The organism is Alphaproteobacteria bacterium (assembly GCA_016699305.1).
Classification (GTDB): Bacteria; Pseudomonadota; Alphaproteobacteria.
Genome location: CP064970.1, coordinates 96,390 through 111,296, shown reverse-complemented (window position 1 = coordinate 111,296; position 14,907 = coordinate 96,390). Strand labels below are relative to the sequence as shown.

General features: G+C 53.5%; 13 protein-coding genes. 9 read left to right on the top strand and 4 right to left on the bottom strand.

All coding sequences use genetic code 11. The annotated features are described in order from the left end of the window. Window positions 1-13: 13 nt before the first annotated feature. Window positions 14-1,873, bottom strand: a complete 1,860-nt coding sequence (locus tag IPI58_00545) for a 7-cyano-7-deazaguanine synthase (protein ID QQR69209.1) — start codon at window positions 1,871-1,873, stop codon at window positions 14-16. After that, window positions 1,860-2,669: a hypothetical protein gene (locus tag IPI58_00540; GenBank protein QQR69208.1), complete on the bottom strand. Its 810-nt coding sequence runs from the start codon at window positions 2,667-2,669 to the stop codon at window positions 1,860-1,862. Before IPI58_00540 ends, IPI58_00545 begins: the two co-directional genes overlap by 14 nt. 241 nt (window positions 2,670-2,910) lie before the next feature. On the opposite strand from IPI58_00540, the gene IPI58_00535 reads away from it, so the two are divergent. Both IPI58_00535 and IPI58_00530 read left to right on the top strand, forming a co-directional pair. Continuing rightward, window positions 2,911-3,252, top strand: coding sequence for a helix-turn-helix transcriptional regulator (locus tag IPI58_00535; GenBank protein QQR69207.1), 342 nt, complete (start codon window positions 2,911-2,913; stop codon window positions 3,250-3,252). Next, window positions 3,242-4,516 (top strand): type II toxin-antitoxin system HipA family toxin, encoded by a 1,275-nt coding sequence (locus IPI58_00530; GenBank protein ID QQR69206.1) that lies wholly within the window; start codon window positions 3,242-3,244, stop codon window positions 4,514-4,516. Before IPI58_00535 ends, IPI58_00530 begins: the two co-directional genes overlap by 11 nt. 277 nt (window positions 4,517-4,793) lie before the next feature. On the opposite strand, the gene IPI58_00525 is transcribed toward IPI58_00530, so the two are convergent. Both IPI58_00525 and pyrH read right to left on the bottom strand, forming a co-directional pair. Beyond that, on the bottom strand, window positions 4,794-5,711 hold the full coding sequence (locus IPI58_00525; protein QQR69205.1) for a 50S ribosomal protein L11 methyltransferase: 918 nt from the start codon (window positions 5,709-5,711) through the stop codon (window positions 4,794-4,796). Between the two features lie 8 nt (window positions 5,712-5,719). Then, on the bottom strand, window positions 5,720-6,469 hold the full coding sequence (gene pyrH / locus IPI58_00520; GenBank protein QQR69204.1) for a UMP kinase: 750 nt from the start codon (window positions 6,467-6,469) through the stop codon (window positions 5,720-5,722). A 219-nt stretch (window positions 6,470-6,688) separates the two neighbouring features. Here pyrH and IPI58_00515 point away from each other — a divergent pair, with 219 nt between their 5' ends. The 7 genes from IPI58_00515 to IPI58_00485 all read left to right on the top strand — a co-directional run bounded on the left by IPI58_00515 (window position 6,689) and on the right by IPI58_00485 (window position 14,891). Continuing rightward, window positions 6,689-8,023 carry a flagellar hook protein FlgE gene (locus tag IPI58_00515; protein QQR69203.1) on the top strand — a complete coding sequence of 445 codons (1,335 nt, stop codon included), beginning with the start codon at window positions 6,689-6,691 and terminating at the stop codon, window positions 8,021-8,023. 28 nt (window positions 8,024-8,051) lie between these two features. Next, on the top strand, window positions 8,052-9,455 hold the full coding sequence (flgK, locus tag IPI58_00510) for a flagellar hook-associated protein FlgK (protein ID QQR69202.1): 1,404 nt from the start codon (window positions 8,052-8,054) through the stop codon (window positions 9,453-9,455). A gap of 20 nt (window positions 9,456-9,475) precedes the next feature. Continuing rightward, window positions 9,476-10,444 (top strand): hypothetical protein, encoded by a 969-nt coding sequence (locus IPI58_00505; protein ID QQR69201.1) that lies wholly within the window; start codon window positions 9,476-9,478, stop codon window positions 10,442-10,444. Between the two features lie 225 nt (window positions 10,445-10,669). Further along, complete coding sequence (gene raiA, locus IPI58_00500) at window positions 10,670-11,284, top strand: ribosome-associated translation inhibitor RaiA (protein QQR69987.1); 615 nt, start codon at window positions 10,670-10,672, stop codon at window positions 11,282-11,284. Next, entirely contained in the window at window positions 11,284-11,808 is a 525-nt protein-coding gene (locus IPI58_00495) for a PTS sugar transporter subunit IIA (GenBank protein QQR69986.1), read from the top strand. Before raiA ends, IPI58_00495 begins: the two co-directional genes overlap by 1 nt. 516 nt (window positions 11,809-12,324) lie before the next feature. Beyond that, entirely contained in the window at window positions 12,325-13,332 is a 1,008-nt protein-coding gene (locus IPI58_00490; GenBank protein QQR69200.1) for a glycosyltransferase family 2 protein, read from the top strand. Beyond that, window positions 13,332-14,891 (top strand): glycosyltransferase family 39 protein, encoded by a 1,560-nt coding sequence (locus IPI58_00485; protein QQR69199.1) that lies wholly within the window; start codon window positions 13,332-13,334, stop codon window positions 14,889-14,891. Before IPI58_00490 ends, IPI58_00485 begins: the two co-directional genes overlap by 1 nt. Window positions 14,892-14,907 lie beyond the last annotated feature (16 nt).

Sequence of the window (14,907 nt, the reverse complement as noted above, 5' to 3'; positions counted from 1 at the left end):
GTGACGGGCGGCGTTAGTCTTCCAGATCCATCACAGACATAACCTCTCGAAGATTCTTGTTCAGCCTGTATCCCTTAGCCGGAACATTCTCGATGAAGGCGTCTGTGTTTAGAACAAGGCCTTGATCCTTTCCGAGTCTTTCCTCCACCTCTTTCCTCAATCTGGTAATAGTTTGCCGGAGACTTTGCTCTTCAACGCTTAAATTACCAGCAAGCGTGCCTGCATGTATGCAGTCAATTTCACGATTATGTTGTTTTCCTTCCCGAAAACTCGGGATCAAAGCAGCAATAAGATTTGCGTTAACACCTGTCAATTCAAAGCCACCGCGAAAAACTATTTTTGTTTCGCTGTTTTTGCCATCAAAGAAAAACCTGCAGCGCTCGACAGACAGGCGGTCCATAGTCGATTTGAGTTGTTCTTCAACATCCGTCATCGGCACGCCATCAATCTTTGAATTATTAAAAAAGATCGACAGAATGCATGTTGAAGGAAGCGTCCCTTCCAACAGCCTTTTTTTATGCTGCTCGAAGCCATTTTCTATAACGCGCAGAACGTCTACCGAGTGTTCCTTATAAAGATCAAAAATCTTTTGTTCAGCTTCGAGTGTGGATAGGCCGTCAAACTCACTTAGGGCTGAAGAAAGCTGTGGATGTTCGGTAACAAATCTTTCTTTCGTTAACGTGCTAAATTCTTGTGCGAACTTGACGTAAGATGCCGCCATAACAATGGCATCGTCTTGACTGCGCACACCGCATAAAAGGTCAATTTTGTATTTATCCGCATTATCATTTTGCTCCATTTCTGCAGCAAGAATCCCAAAACGTCTGTCAATGCATTGAGAACAAACCCCGCAATGATTTTTTCCCTGTGTCCAGCTTCGTGGACGCGTGCAGCTATTGGTCTCTCCGAGCAAATCCTCACATCCATATTGTTTAATCTTTCTTGTTACTGCCGCCTTCGTTAGCCATCGGAAAGGGTGCTCAACGATGACGGGCTTCTTCAATACGTTAGAAAAGATTTCTTGAAATCCGTTTATAGCACGAGGATGAGTTGTCCTTGTGGAGCGACTCTCAAGAACATCTTTTGTAATGGGGAGATTCAAGCTCACAACGCCATTTTCGTAAAATGAAAATCTGTCTTTTCCGTACATGTGGGCAACGCCCATAGCCAAGCATGCGAACAAAAATGATCTCGTCCGCTGCGTGTATTCATGAGCTTCTTCATGACTGTTCCTAACGCCAATAGAGATATATTGTATGTTTTTGGCGTAACCTTTGGCTTTTAAGCCATTTATCAGATTTGTCTGGACGCTTTTAACTTTATTCGCCGAATGGTGGCCGACTAGCGCAACCCTTTTGTTGTTACCTGCAATACTCTCCACTGCACCCGCGAAAGAATCTATGCCGCCAGAAAACAATGCAACTTCATCCGGCGTTATAGGATCGTCCACAAAATCAAAATAACGATCCAGCTGCGACATGGGCTGTGTTGCCTGCATAAAACGAAAGGAATACGTTTCTCCAGCAAGAAAACCGAGCGTCTCTTTCAATCCACTTTTTAACGCATCAGAGTTCCACAGGGCGGGATTGCGAACGGGGATAACGAAGTTCATAACCCTGCGCCAATCCGACCCATAATCTGTTAGCTTTTCAGAACCACGGCTTGCTTTTTGATCGGCACAATACACATAGGCTCCGATTTCCAATAAATCCAAAAGCTCATCAGGGATGTTGCCCATGACGGCCTTCGATATGGCCTCAATTTTCAATTCAACGTTTTTATTCTTTCCCTGAACGTCAAGACAACACACATCGCCGGTTGATATGTCTTTTGGCGTTTTGATGCCGCCGCAAATGAAGTTATATTCGTGCATCTTTTCCGTTCCTAATCCTGAATTCTTTTCTCATCTTCTCAGCAATGATATGAGCGAAACCGCTGATATCTTTTTTGTTGGGGGATGTCTTTTCGCTATAAACCTTTTTGGCGTCCCAATCTCTTGCAAAAGCCCTCATAATAAAGGAGGCCTCTCGGCAGTGCCTCGCGACTCCTTGATCAAACAACGTCAGATCAGAAATTGATTTTACCATTCCATCTGCACCCAAATGTTTGGGCATCTCTCTATCCATGTAATATCGAATGTTGTTACATGCAAAACTCGAGATAAACATTTGAGCCAAATCGCCGAATCCTTCAGGTGTTGCGGACGCTTGAAGTTGTCGGTGCGTCTCTTCCTTGGGAGCCTCCCAAAAACCAAGTTGCGGCGGCGGAGCTGGTTGAACCAAGATGGTGTTAAGTGCAGCAATGCCGGCTTGCTTTGCAAGCTCACTAAGGTCTGTAATATTCTTTGATCCGTCACGCTGTGCTTTTTCGACAGCTTTTTCAAAACCAACGATAATGTCTGTTCGGCTTGGATTATTGGGAACATTGATTCCTATTTCAGATAGGGCGGCGGATAAATTATCTTGTTTTGATGCGAGCGGGATTTGGCAGAGAAGTTGTAGGGCTTTTTGAAACGCGGGATCCTTGCTGGCAACAGAAAAAGATTTATCGCATGCATCCATTACACGATCAGCTAAGGCAGCAATAGAGAAGCCGTCGCTAGCCAGAAACTGGACGATCTCCTTCCATTTTTTTGTAGCTGGCAATCTGCCGAGCCGAACATGCCCCATTTGCGACAACGCCTCGTTATTTTATTACGCACCCAACGGTAGTAATAGTTTAGCTGTACTATCGTGATATTCCTAGATGTACGCAGAAAAATGAACGTTTTTCGAACGTTGGTCACTCGAATGAGCTTTATAGAGCGTTTACAGTCCGTTAATATGCTTTACAAAGCATTTTTCTTGACAAATCGTGTAATATGCACTATAAAGCAAGTTACAGACTTCAATTAGCTTTTTAAGGTCGCCCATGGCTCGCAAGAATAAACTTTTGGAAACACCGCCTTACGCCGTTGAACAGGCCCTGAAACGCTTGGGGGCTAATCTGCGCACCGCGCGGTTGCGGCGCAATCTGACCATTCAGGATGTTGCAGAAAAAATTGGCACCGGCCCGCGCGCGGTAGGCGACGCCGAAAAAGGAAAGCTGGCGACAAGCATTGGCACTTATGCCGCCTTGCTGTGGGCGGTTGATTTGTTGCCCCAACTCGAGGATGTTGCAGATCCCGCGAAGGACAAGGAAGGCATGACATTGTCTTTGGCCAAGGGACGTGAACGGGCAAGCACAAGCGGAGACCTCGACAATGATTTCTAAACTGCCCGCGCAGGAAGCGTTCGTTTATATCACGCTGCCGGAGCAGCTGGCTCCAGTTACGGCGGGTCGCTTTGTCATAACTGAAGATCGTCATGGCGTTTCGCTGGGGCGCTTTGTTTACGGAAAAAGCTATCTTGAGCGCACGGATGCTTTGGCGATTGATCCCATAGAATTGAAACTGGCAACAGGAACATTTGAGACGACAGCCATGAATGGCGTGTTTGGCGCCTTGCGCGATTCCGGGCCTGATTATTGGGGCCGTCGTGTTATCGAAAGCCATGTGGGCAAAGCGCGCCTTGGCGAATTGGATTACCTTCTTTACGCGCCCGATGATCGGGCTGGCGCTCTTGGCTTCGGTTTGAACCAAACGCCGCCTGCGCCGAAAAGAGATTTCAACAAAACGCTTGATCTGGAAAAACTTCAGCAGGTTGCAGACGCCATTATGCGTGAAGAAGAACTGCCTGCGACCACAAGCCATGCGCAGATCGAAGATTTGCTTCTGATGGGCACATCCATGGGCGGCGCGCGCCCTAAAGCGGTGGTTGAAGATGAAGGCGGGTTGTGGATTGCCAAATTCAACCGCGCCGACGATGCATGGAACAATGCGCGCATGGAACATGCGATGCTTGTTTTAGCGCGCGCCTGCGGTCTTAAAGCAGCGGAAAGCAAAGTGGTTGATGTCGGAGGCAGGGACGTTCTTCTTGTTAAGCGCTTTGATCGGAAGAAAGTCCGAGGCGGGTATCATCGCGCCCGCATGATCAGCGCGTTGACCCTGTTGCGTGCCGAAGAGGACACGCGTTCAAGACAGCGTTGGTCATATGTCGCGTTGGCCGAGGAGCTGCGCCGCGTAAGCGCCGAGCCAAGCAAGGATGCTACTGAACTTTTCGGGAGGATGGTTTTTAACGCGTTAATCTCGAATACCGATGATCATCCGCGCAATCATGCGCTTATCGCCAAGGATAAAGACTGGAGACTTTCCCCGGCTTATGACCTGACGCCGACGGCACCGATCAGCATCGAACGCCGCGACCTCGCCATGATCTGCGGCGACATGGGGCGTTTTGCCAACGCCCAGAATCTGCTTTCGCAAAGCGCGCGGTTTCTGATAGCCCCAGAGGAAGCCGGTGCCATCATCGACGCGATGGAGCACACGATCAAATCCGCATGGTATAAAACCGCTCGCGCTGAAGGCGTCTGTGAACGCGATTGCACGACCTTGGCCGGAGCCTTTGCTTATGAGGGATTCAGGTCAGAAAGCCGATAGTGCGACGGCAGAGAAAAATCGCAATTCTTCGTAACCAGATATACGCTTGATTACGCTCTGGTTTTCGCCCTATTGCTTCCACGGTGCTTCCACGAGCCAAATTTAGGGCAGATAAGCGAAAAGGCGGTTCGAAAACCGCCCTTTAACGCTTTGACATAAAAAGAAAAACTGGTGCTGCCGCGCGGAATTGAACCGCGGACCCCGTCCTTACCAAGCAGAATGACAAACAAATCGGTCTGTCCCATCATCCGTCTTAAGCCAATGATGCCGACCCGTTTTACGGATCGTTTTTGTGACGCCCATTTTTCCGTCGCAACACCAAGGCGCGCCAGGGACCGCGAGCCAGGCGGCGAACAAGATAAAGCCCCTGCATGCGGTGAGCCGACAAGATGCGTTTTTCTTGTTCGGCCAGAATGCCCGATAAAATAACATAGCCCCCCGGTGCCAATTGAACCCGCAGATGGCGGGCCATTTTGGTCAGGGGACGGGCCAAGATATTGGCCAGGATCACATCATGCGGCGCGGCGCGTTTCACCTGGCGCGCATGATAACCGTCGCCATAGACCATCTCGACATAAGGCTGGCTTCCATTGCGTTTGGCGTGGATGGTGGAGACGCGCACCGCTTCCCGGTCATTATCGCAGGCCATGATCTTTGCGCGTGGCCATAGACGACGACTGGCCAAAGCCAACAGCCCCGAACCGCATCCCATATCCAACACGCGCGACGGGCGATAACCGGTGCGCGACAGACGATCCAGCGCCCGCAAACACAAATCCGTGGTTGGGTGTTCACCCGTACCAAAGGCGGTATAACTGGTCAGCACGACTCGCAAAGATCGATGCCGTCCTGCAGGATTTAATCCCCCCAAACCCACCAAGAGACGGCCAAAGCGCATGTGCTTGGTCTCGCATTCCTGGAATTTCATCCATTCGGCTGGCTCGACCTCTTCGACCATGGGTTTGGGAATGGGGGATCCCAGCCAGGACTCCAGCAACGCCAGATGGGCCGCCCATTCATCGGGTGGTTTGGCCGTCAAAATCTCGACCGTATGATCCGGTCCTTTGGGCGGTAACAAGGTTACGGCCAGCACATCGCCGCCGACTTCCATACCCTCTGCCAAGGACAGCGCCTGTCCTTCATCCATGTGTAAGGTCAGACGCCAAATCCGCCGTGAAGAAGGGCGCTTGGTCAAGATATGCCCTAGACCGTCTGCATAGAGGTGTTGGGATCAATATACGTCCCCATATCCTCGCCCCCGCATATGCGTTCCATGCAGCCCGGCTCGGCAAAGCTGAAGATATGAATGGGCAAGGCGTGATCGCGCGCCAGCAGCAGCGAGGAATGATCCATGATATGCAGCTTTTCTAAGATAAAGTCGTCATAGGCCAGAGTGCGGTAACGCTTGGCGGCGGGGTTTTTCTTGGGATCGGCGGTGTACACGCCGTCCACACCCTGCTTAGCCACCAATATCGCATCGCACCGCGTTTCAAGGGCGCGCTGCACAGCAGTGTAATCGGTCGTCAGATAGGGCTGGCCGATGCCGCCCGCCATGATGACGATGGCACCTTTTTCCATATGATGAATGGCGCGCAAGCGGATAAACGGCTCGGCCACGGCATCCATATTGATGGCTGTCATGACCCGAACATCATGTGGCGTGCGGGCCTTGAGCGCCCCTCGCAACATCAGGCTGTTCACCACCGTGCCCAGCATTCCCACATAATCCGCATCGGCGCGTTCGATGCCCCAGGCTGCGGCCAGATTGCCGCGAAAGATATTGCCGCCGCCAATGACGATCGATACCTCGATGCCCTGATCCTTGACCGTCATCACCTCGCTGACGATATGTTCAATAGATTTTTGGTCGAAACCAATTTCCTGGTCGCCTGCGATGGCCCCACCGCTGAGCTTGATCATCACTCTTTTGTATCGGCGTGAATCCGTGGTCATTTTTCAACTCCATCCTTCGCGTGGAAATAAAGCCATCGGCATCTTCGCCCGCCGCATAGAACAAGAGATCGCAGACTTTGTCCAGAAGCTCCTGAGCCATAGGAAGATAACAATATAAAACAGCAGGATAGGAGAATGCTGCATCAGAACCGGGTTTGGCACGCCACATGCATATCCTTGGGTGGAAGATTCATGTGTTGCAGCTAAGGAGATGTTCTCATGAGCTTGTTTGCCGCCCTTACCGTCGCCGTTGGTGGCTTGAACGCCCAATCTGCGGCCGTTGGCCATATCTCGGACAATCTGGCCAACACACAGACCACCGGTTACAAGCGCGTGGATACAAGTTTCGAATCCCTGGTCACGCAGTCCAACGCCTTCGTGAACGATCCGGGCGGTGTGCGCGCTAAGCCCAGTTACACCAACAGCAAACAAGGTAACTTGGTGCAGTCGCAAAGCTCGACGGATCTGGCTATTTCCGGTGCTGGCTTCTTCGCCGTGCGCCGCCCCGTGGTTCAAGCGGACGGCACCACCACTTTTACAGAAGAAGATTTATACACACGCCGAGGAGACTATACGCTCGACAGCGAAGGATATCTTGTTAACGGTGCCGGATTTTATCTGTCGGGCTACAATGTCAACGGCACGACTGGCATTGTCGACTCGTCCACATGGGCACCGCTGCGTATTTCTCAGTTGCTGGACAATCCCGTGGCGACAAGCTCGCTCAATTATGCCGCTAATCTTCCTGCCGGTGCGGTGTCGGGCACATCATATCCGGCATCGACGATTCAGACATATGATGGCCTGGGCAACCAACACACGCTGTCACTGACTTGGACGAAGACAGCCACCACCAACCAATGGACATTAAACGTCGCGGTTCCGGATGCGACAACGCCGATCAACAACAATCTAACCTTTACTTTCAACGACGGCACCGGCGGCTCACTGCCTGGTACGATCAATAGCATCGCGGCTGTGCTGACCGGTGGCCCGCCTGCGACATCCCCCTTTACTGTCGTAGCTCCCTCGGCCCCTGACAATTATGCCTATGTCGATTTGCCGTTAAGCTTCACAGGCGCGGGTGGCCAGTCCATCCGTCTAGATTTTGGGAACTACGACGTAGCCAGCGGCGTCACTCAGTTTTCAGATACCTCGCCGCAGGTGACATCCTTGGAACAGAACGGCATTCCGCGCGGTTCGTTTCGTGACCTAAGCATTGATGAGAGCGGATATGTCGTCCTGAATTACGATAATGGCCGCGCCCGAACCTTTTTCCAGGTGCCCATTGTGCAGTTCTTCAGCCCCGACTCGTTGCAGCGTGTGGAGGGCGGTGCATTTTCTCGCACTACAGATAGCGGAACGCCGCGTTTCAGCGCTCCCGGCTCAGTAGGCGCCGGGCAAATCGTCGGGAATACCCTGGAAGGCTCAAACGTGGATATCGCCGACGAGTTCACCAAACTGATCCAGGCACAACGTGTGTATTCCGCCAACGCGCGCACCATCTCCACCACAAACTCGATGTTGGACGAAACCATCAACATCGTTCGCTAATGATGACGGGTAAGTAGAGGAAAGACGCATGTCCATTCAAGCGACCCTGAATAACGCCATGTCTGGCCTGCGTGTGGCTCAGTCTTCGTTGCAGATTCTGTCGCTGAACATCTCGAATGCGGCTGTCCCCGATTATACCCGCAAAGAACTGGTTCAAAAGAGCAAAGGCGGCAACGTCGACGGCCTGGGCGGTGTGACTGTTGCCAGTTATGAGCGCAGCACTGATCGCCTAACCTATAAGGCGCTCAATCAGTCGCTGACGGAGTCCGGCTATTCCGGAGTGGGCGACGACTATCTCAGCCGCGTGCAGGGTCTGATCGGCTCTAGCTCGGACTCTCCGAAACTACCTAGCTTGTTGGATCGATTCAACTCTGCTTGGCGTAGCCTTGAGGCGGCCCCGGAAAGCGTCGTCCAGCAACGCGAGGTGATCTCGAGCGGCCAATCTCTCGCACAAGAAATTCAGCGTCTGTCTGCGGGTGTGGAAGAATTGGATCGCAGTCTTCGCACGGATACCGGTGATGCCATCGAGCAATTAAACCTGTCACTCGAGACTATCACCACCTTAAACAATCAGGTATCAAACGGCAAAGCTAACAATCTGCCTACCGGTGATTTCGAGGATCGGCGCGATACGGAACTGCGCAAGGTTTGCGGTTTGTTGGACATAACCATCATGGAACGCAAAGATGGCTCGGTAGCCCTGTACACGCCCGATGGCTATCCCCTACTCGACCAATTGCCCAAGACGTTCACCTATAACGGCGCAACAATCACCGACACGATCAACAGCATCGATGTGACCAGTTATCTCAAGGGCGGGAAGATCGAAGCCCTGCTTGATATACGCAGCGACACATCGCCAGCCGCCCCCAGCAGCAATGCAACGGAAGAGGTTATCCGCAAGCTGCGGTCGCAATTGGATCTTGTGGCCAGCAGCTTTTTGACTGTCGCCGCAGGCCCTCCCCAAAGCTTCGCATCGGCCTACAATAGCGGCGCAGCCCAAGCGGGAGAATTGAATCAGAATTTCTTTACTGGCACCGATCGCCTGGATATCGCCATCAATGCCAATCTGATGAATGGCACCAGTGTTATCAAAAAAGCCAGCATCGCCGCAACCGCCGCCGCATTGGATGCAGACACCCGCAGCTTCACCGCCGATGGTCTGTCCGTACCAACGGGAGGATATACCAATATGGTGAGCAGCCTTGTGGCTGTTTGGTCTCAATCGGCTGGTCATGCCAAAGACATCAACGACATCAACAAGGGCCAATCTGAATCTCTTGAGAAACGTTACAAAGATAGCGTGGGAGTCAATATCGATGAGGAAGTCTTGAATATGACGACATTACAGACCGCTTATACCGCCTCGGCTCGTGTCATCACTGCCGTCAAACAGATGTTCGATATTCTCGAATCCCTGATGTCTGGCTAGAACATACAAGGAGATTTCTCATGAGCGTCATCAGCAACCTAGGAATCCAACTTCAAAGCTTGATGCTGCTGCGCTCAAACAAGCAGGATTTGGCCAATCTAAACGAGCAGCTTGCCACCGGAAAAAGGTCGCAGGACTTGACCGACTACACCGCAACAGAAGTTAAGAATATTATTAATTTACGAGGCGTTGTCATAAAAAGCACAAGCTATATATCAGCTATTAATGCCGTTCAGCCGCGTGTGAAGGTCTATGACTCTTCGCTAACGGGTCTTGAAGACGTGGCGGCCCAAGCGCAACGCCTGATAGCGGATTCATCAACAATGACAACAGGTCAGCAGCAATATATCGCAAATAAGCTGAACGAATATTTTGACAGCACGGGATTCTATCTCAATCAGAAAGTCGGTGATCGTTATATTTTTGCCGGCGATGGCTCTCGCCTAGGCACGCGACCTGTTGGAAACTTATCCGCTCTACCGACGCCGCCAGTGGAAACCTCACCTTACACGGTCGCCTCCCCCGTTTTGCCTTCTTACGACGTTGCCGCGCCTGGCAACAGCGCTGATGCATGGACCAAAGCCCATACCCATATTGATGAGGGTTATGATCTAACCTATGGCATAACATCGAGCCAAACACCATTCCAGCAACTTATCATGGGGTTGCGATTGATGAAGACGGCCACGCAGGACGCCACTCAGGCCGCCTATACGGGACACATGCAAGAGGCCTATTCATTGCTGAGCAACGCCGTGGAGGGCATGAGAGATATGCACGCCACGATTGCGTCAGCCGACTCGACCTTGACGGAACGCAGCAAATCACTCAAGAGCCAGATCGACGCTCTCACCAACCAGGCCGATGATATCCAACGCGCGGACCCAGCCGAGGTGGCAACACGAATCACTTTTTATCAAACACAGCTAAGCGCGTCCTATTCAGCCACATCTTCACTGGCCCAGATGTCCTTGCTTAACTATTTATAAACCACTGTAATATCAACTGATACTTGAAGAAAATGACCAAGGCCTTGACATCAGTCCGTCAGACTTCCATGCTGATAAGGCAAAGTTAAGGCAAGGCAGATGGATGCCTCCGTTGATGGTAAGCTTATCCGGCAAGATCCGGCACATCCAACGGGACCGTCAGCTTATGTCAGTCGCAACCTAGAGAGAAATCTGCTCAACATGAACCAAGATAAAGCGAACGCGATGACCTTGACCGTCAAGGGCAAGCAACTCGATATCGGGGATTCTCTGCGTACCCATATCGATAAAGCCTTAAAAGAGATCGTCGGCAAGTATTTCAGCCATCCGATCGAGGCTCAGGTCACCCTGTCCAAGGAAGCCCATTTGTTCGATGCGGACATTTCGGTGCATGCTGGTCAGGGCATCGTCTTGCAAAGCGACTGTAAGGCCCCCGATCCTTACGCGGCGTTTGATGCGGCGGCGGACCGTATCGCGCGGCGTCTCCTTCGCCATAAAGGGCGTCTCAACGACGTGCATCACCGCGACCGCCGTTCGGCGGCCGAGGTTGCCGAGTCGGTCAGCCACTTCATTTTGGATCCTGACAAGGAAGAAGCTTCCAAGAGTGATGTCACGGAAAACAACCCTGTCATCGTCGCGGAGATGACGACCGAGATCGAAAACCTGACCGTCGGCGAGGCGGTCATGCGTTTGGATCTGGGTGGCCTGTCGGCCTTGATGTTCCGCAACCGCTCGCATGGTGGGTTCAACATGATCTATCGGCGTCGCGATGGGCATATTGGCTGGGTCGATCCCGCCATGCAGCCGAGTGCCGAGAAAGACAGCAAAAGGAGTTCATGATGGAATCCCTTCTGACAAATCAGGGCGTGTTTGTGGGTCTTGAAGCGAGCGATAAAAAGAGCGTTTTGCTTGAAATGGCCCGTCAGGCCGCCCCGCTGGTGGGCCAGACCGAGCATGCCATTTTCGATGTTTTGTGGGAGCGTGAATGCCTGGCCACGACCGGAATCGGTCGCGGCATCGCCATTCCTCACGGCCGCCTCGAGGGGATGGATCAGGTGCAAGGCCTGTTCGCCCGTTTGGCGCATCCCGTGGCCTTTGATGCGGTGGACGATCAACCTGTGGACCTGGTGATGATGTTGTTGGCTCCCAGCCATGCCGGGGCCGACCATCTCAAGGCGTTGTCTTGGGCCTCGCACCTGATGCGCGATTCGCGCCTGTGCCAAAAGCTGCGCAATGCCAAGGGTAGCACGGAAATCTGCCGCCTAATCCGCGCCGCCGGCCAGATGCTGCTGCGCAGTCACGCGCATGAGGATGAGGACGACATGATGACCACCTCCCCTCGCCTGCTGCGCGCTGTAGGGTAAGCAGATAAGTCGAACAGACCCGTTAAACTTACTGGGCTGTGTGGTTGACGTCTGTGCCTACTGGATGTTGTGTTTGAAGATGTTAGTAGGAAACCGGTCTCGGCCAGCTCGTGCCATGGCGCAACGATGTGTGTATAGCCATTCAGATATTGTCTTATAGCAGCAAGGGATGATGGCTTTTTACAACCACAACGCGCTCACGCTACTCTTCTAGTTCCCCATATATCAAACAGCCTCAAGCCAGAACCGAATCGGTTTATGTGTATCTTCAAACAAGGTGCCGCGCGTCACACTTTATTCATATTTGCAGGAACCTACGGATCATTATCAACTCACTCGCGCTCCGTGTATAGACGGCCCAACCAGAGCGTGGGACTTTCTCTTGAATTCACAAAAATCTGTCTCACAGACCGGGGCCACCGTATTTTTTTATGCGGGGTCAGAGGGATGCTTGTTGCGCGGCCCATCCACTGGCACCATGCGCCTCAGTTTTGATCTCATGATGCGAGGAAATGGATGATCCCTGTTCCGGAGACCCATGTGAACGCGCCGGATTTTTCGGCCGATCTGGCCGTGGTTCTGCCCTTTCACAATGAGGGCGAGAATGTGGACGCGCTGATGAACCGCCTATTGCCGGTGCTGGGCAGTCTTGGCCTCAATTGGCATATTCTGGCTGTGGATGACGGAAGCCGCGACGACACCTTCGCACGGCTTCAAGAATGGCGCGCGCGCGAGCCTCGCTTGCGGCTTATCCGTCTGGCGCGCAATTTCGGCAAGGACACCGCCTTGACCTGCGGCCTGCATCATGCCGACGCGCATGGCGTGGTGCTGATGGATAGCGACCTTCAGCATCCGCCCGAAGTGATTCCCCAGATGGTGGCGCAATGGAAAGCGGGGGCGCGCATGGTGCATGCCGTTCGCCGCAACCGCGACACCGACCCCTGGCTACGCCGCGTGATGACATGGGGTTATTATCGTCTGTTTCATCGCCTAGCCGAGATCGATCTTCCCGAAGGCAGCGGCGATTTTCGCCTGTTGGATCATGTGGTGGTCGATGCGCTGAACCACATGCCCGAACGCGGCCGCTTTATGAAGGGGCTGATGAGCTGGACAGGCTTTCCCCAGGCCAGCGTGCCCTTTGACGTGGAGCATCGCCATGCCGGGCAGTCCAGTTGGAACATGAACCAGTTAATTCGCTTTGGCTTTGACGGCTTGGCGGCGTTTAGTGTTGCGCCTTTGCGCTGGAGTGCTTTGGTCGGTTTCGCGGTGTCTCTGGCAGCCTTGTTGTATCTGGTGGTGGTGATCGTCGAAACCTTGGTGCGGGGCATTGATGTGCCAGGTTACGCCTCTTTGATGGTAGCTGTGTTGTTCCTGGGCGGGGTTCAGCTGACCGCGCTTGGAATCTTGGGCGAATATGTCGGGCGAATCTTTATCGAGGTCAAGCGGCGTCCGCTGTATCTGGTTTCCGAGCGACATGGCACGCCGCAGGCACCGTCTTATATCAGCGACAGGCGCAACGGCTGATGACAAAATCCTCCGACACGTCTCGTCTATGGGCGATGATGGACGCGCATCCGATGCGCGTCATCGCGGGGTTGGCAGTCTTGGTGGCGGCGTTGTGGAGCGTGGCCAGCGCCTTGGTACATCCCAATCTGCCCCTTGACGTGATCGAAGGCTTGGCGTGGGGCCGCGAGATGCAATGGGGCTATGCCAAGCACCCCCCCATGCAGGCTTGGTTGTTGGAGCTGGTTGCATTCGTGACAGAACGCGCCGATTGGGGCGCTTTCCTCCTCAGTTACACGGCCATTGCGGTCGCCTTGCTGGCGGCTGGGCGTTTGGCGCTGGATATCGTCACGCCTCGTCTGGCCGTGGCCTCGGTGATCTTGCTGTTGGGTGTGCATTATCTGGGTCTGACGGCGGTTGAGTTCAATCCCAACGTCCTGCTGATCCCTTTTTGGGCCTTGGCCGGATGGGCCTTCATGCGCGCCTTGCGGACCCCTGAACAAACCCGTTGGTGGTTGATACTTGGTCTGTGCGTGGGAACTGGATTTTACGTTAAATATACCATCATGCTGTTGGCGGCGGTGATGGGAGCCTTCCTGGTGTTGGACCCTGCGGCACGCGGTGTGTGGCGCACAAGGGGGCCTTGGTGGGCGGGGTTGGCGGCGTTGTTAATCGCCACGCCGCATTTGGCTTGGTTGGTGGGAAATCACGGGATGCCCTTTGCCTATGCCGCCAGTCGGGCCGAAGTCACGGCCACGGGATTTATTCAACATATTAGCCACCCCTTACAATTCGCGCTGGCGCAGTTCTTAGCCCTGCTGCCGGTGGCCATGCTGGCCCTTGTGTTGTTGCCTTGGCGCCGTGGCACGGTGTCGTACGAAGCCTCCGCCGCCGATCATGCGGCCTTGGATACGATGCGTCGTCGAGCTTTGACGATCTTGTGTTGGGGGCCGTTCCTGGTCTTGCTGGTGCTGTCGGCCGTGACGGGCCTGCGGTTACGCAGCATGTGGGGGGTAAGTTTGTGGGTCTTCGTGGGCGCATGGCTGATGGCGGCTACTCCCTGGCGATGGATATGCGATGATCGCGCCATGCGCCGCTTGGGTGTGGCCGCATCGGTCTTGATGGTGGTATGGGAAGTGGCCCTGATATGTTTTTATCCGTTATCTCCCTTCCTGACGGGTCGCGGAAAGCGTGCCTTGTTTCCTGGGCGTGATTTGGCTGCCCAAATCGATCTCGAATGGTCGGCGCGGTTCCCGGGATTGCCTTTGCCTTATGCCGTGGGCGATGTTTGGCTAGCGGGGAATGTTGGCTGGTACGCCGCCGCGCGTCCCCATGTGTGGATTGCGGATCAATTGGTCGATCCTACGGCTCGGTTCAAGAACGCTGACAGCATAAAACGGGGCGCTGTTTTGATTTGGTCCGACGCGACCGATTTGGCGCACTGGTCGCCCGAGGCACGAAGCCTGTTGACCGTGGCGCAGAAAATGCCGGATATGCTTCTGGAATGGCAAAGCGCTGCCCCTTTGTCTCCCATTCTTGTGCATTGGGCGATAGTTCCGGCGCAGGTTTTGACACCTTGAACCCCGTTCAGGCATA

Bases quoted from the DNA above. Each gene is read 5' to 3' on its own strand.
- IPI58_00490 (QQR69200.1), top strand. From the start codon at position 12,325: ATGATCCCTGTTCCGGAGACCCATGTGAACGCGCCGGATTTTTCGGCC.
- IPI58_00515 (QQR69203.1), top strand. From the start codon at position 6,689: ATGAGCTTGTTTGCCGCCCTTACCGTCGCCGTTGGTGGCTTGAACGCC.
- IPI58_00505 (QQR69201.1), top strand. From the start codon at position 9,476: ATGAGCGTCATCAGCAACCTAGGAATCCAACTTCAAAGCTTGATGCTG.
- pyrH (QQR69204.1), bottom strand. From the start codon at position 6,469: ATGACCACGGATTCACGCCGATACAAAAGAGTGATGATCAAGCTCAGC.
- IPI58_00485 (QQR69199.1), top strand. From the start codon at position 13,332: ATGACAAAATCCTCCGACACGTCTCGTCTATGGGCGATGATGGACGCG.
- IPI58_00540 (QQR69208.1), bottom strand. From the start codon at position 2,669: ATGGGGCATGTTCGGCTCGGCAGATTGCCAGCTACAAAAAAATGGAAG.
- raiA (QQR69987.1), top strand. From the start codon at position 10,670: ATGACCTTGACCGTCAAGGGCAAGCAACTCGATATCGGGGATTCTCTG.
- IPI58_00530 (QQR69206.1), top strand. From the start codon at position 3,242: ATGATTTCTAAACTGCCCGCGCAGGAAGCGTTCGTTTATATCACGCTG.
- IPI58_00545 (QQR69209.1), bottom strand. From the start codon at position 1,873: ATGCACGAATATAACTTCATTTGCGGCGGCATCAAAACGCCAAAAGAC.
- IPI58_00495 (QQR69986.1), top strand. From the start codon at position 11,284: ATGGAATCCCTTCTGACAAATCAGGGCGTGTTTGTGGGTCTTGAAGCG.
- IPI58_00535 (QQR69207.1), top strand. From the start codon at position 2,911: ATGGCTCGCAAGAATAAACTTTTGGAAACACCGCCTTACGCCGTTGAA.
- flgK (QQR69202.1), top strand. From the start codon at position 8,052: ATGTCCATTCAAGCGACCCTGAATAACGCCATGTCTGGCCTGCGTGTG.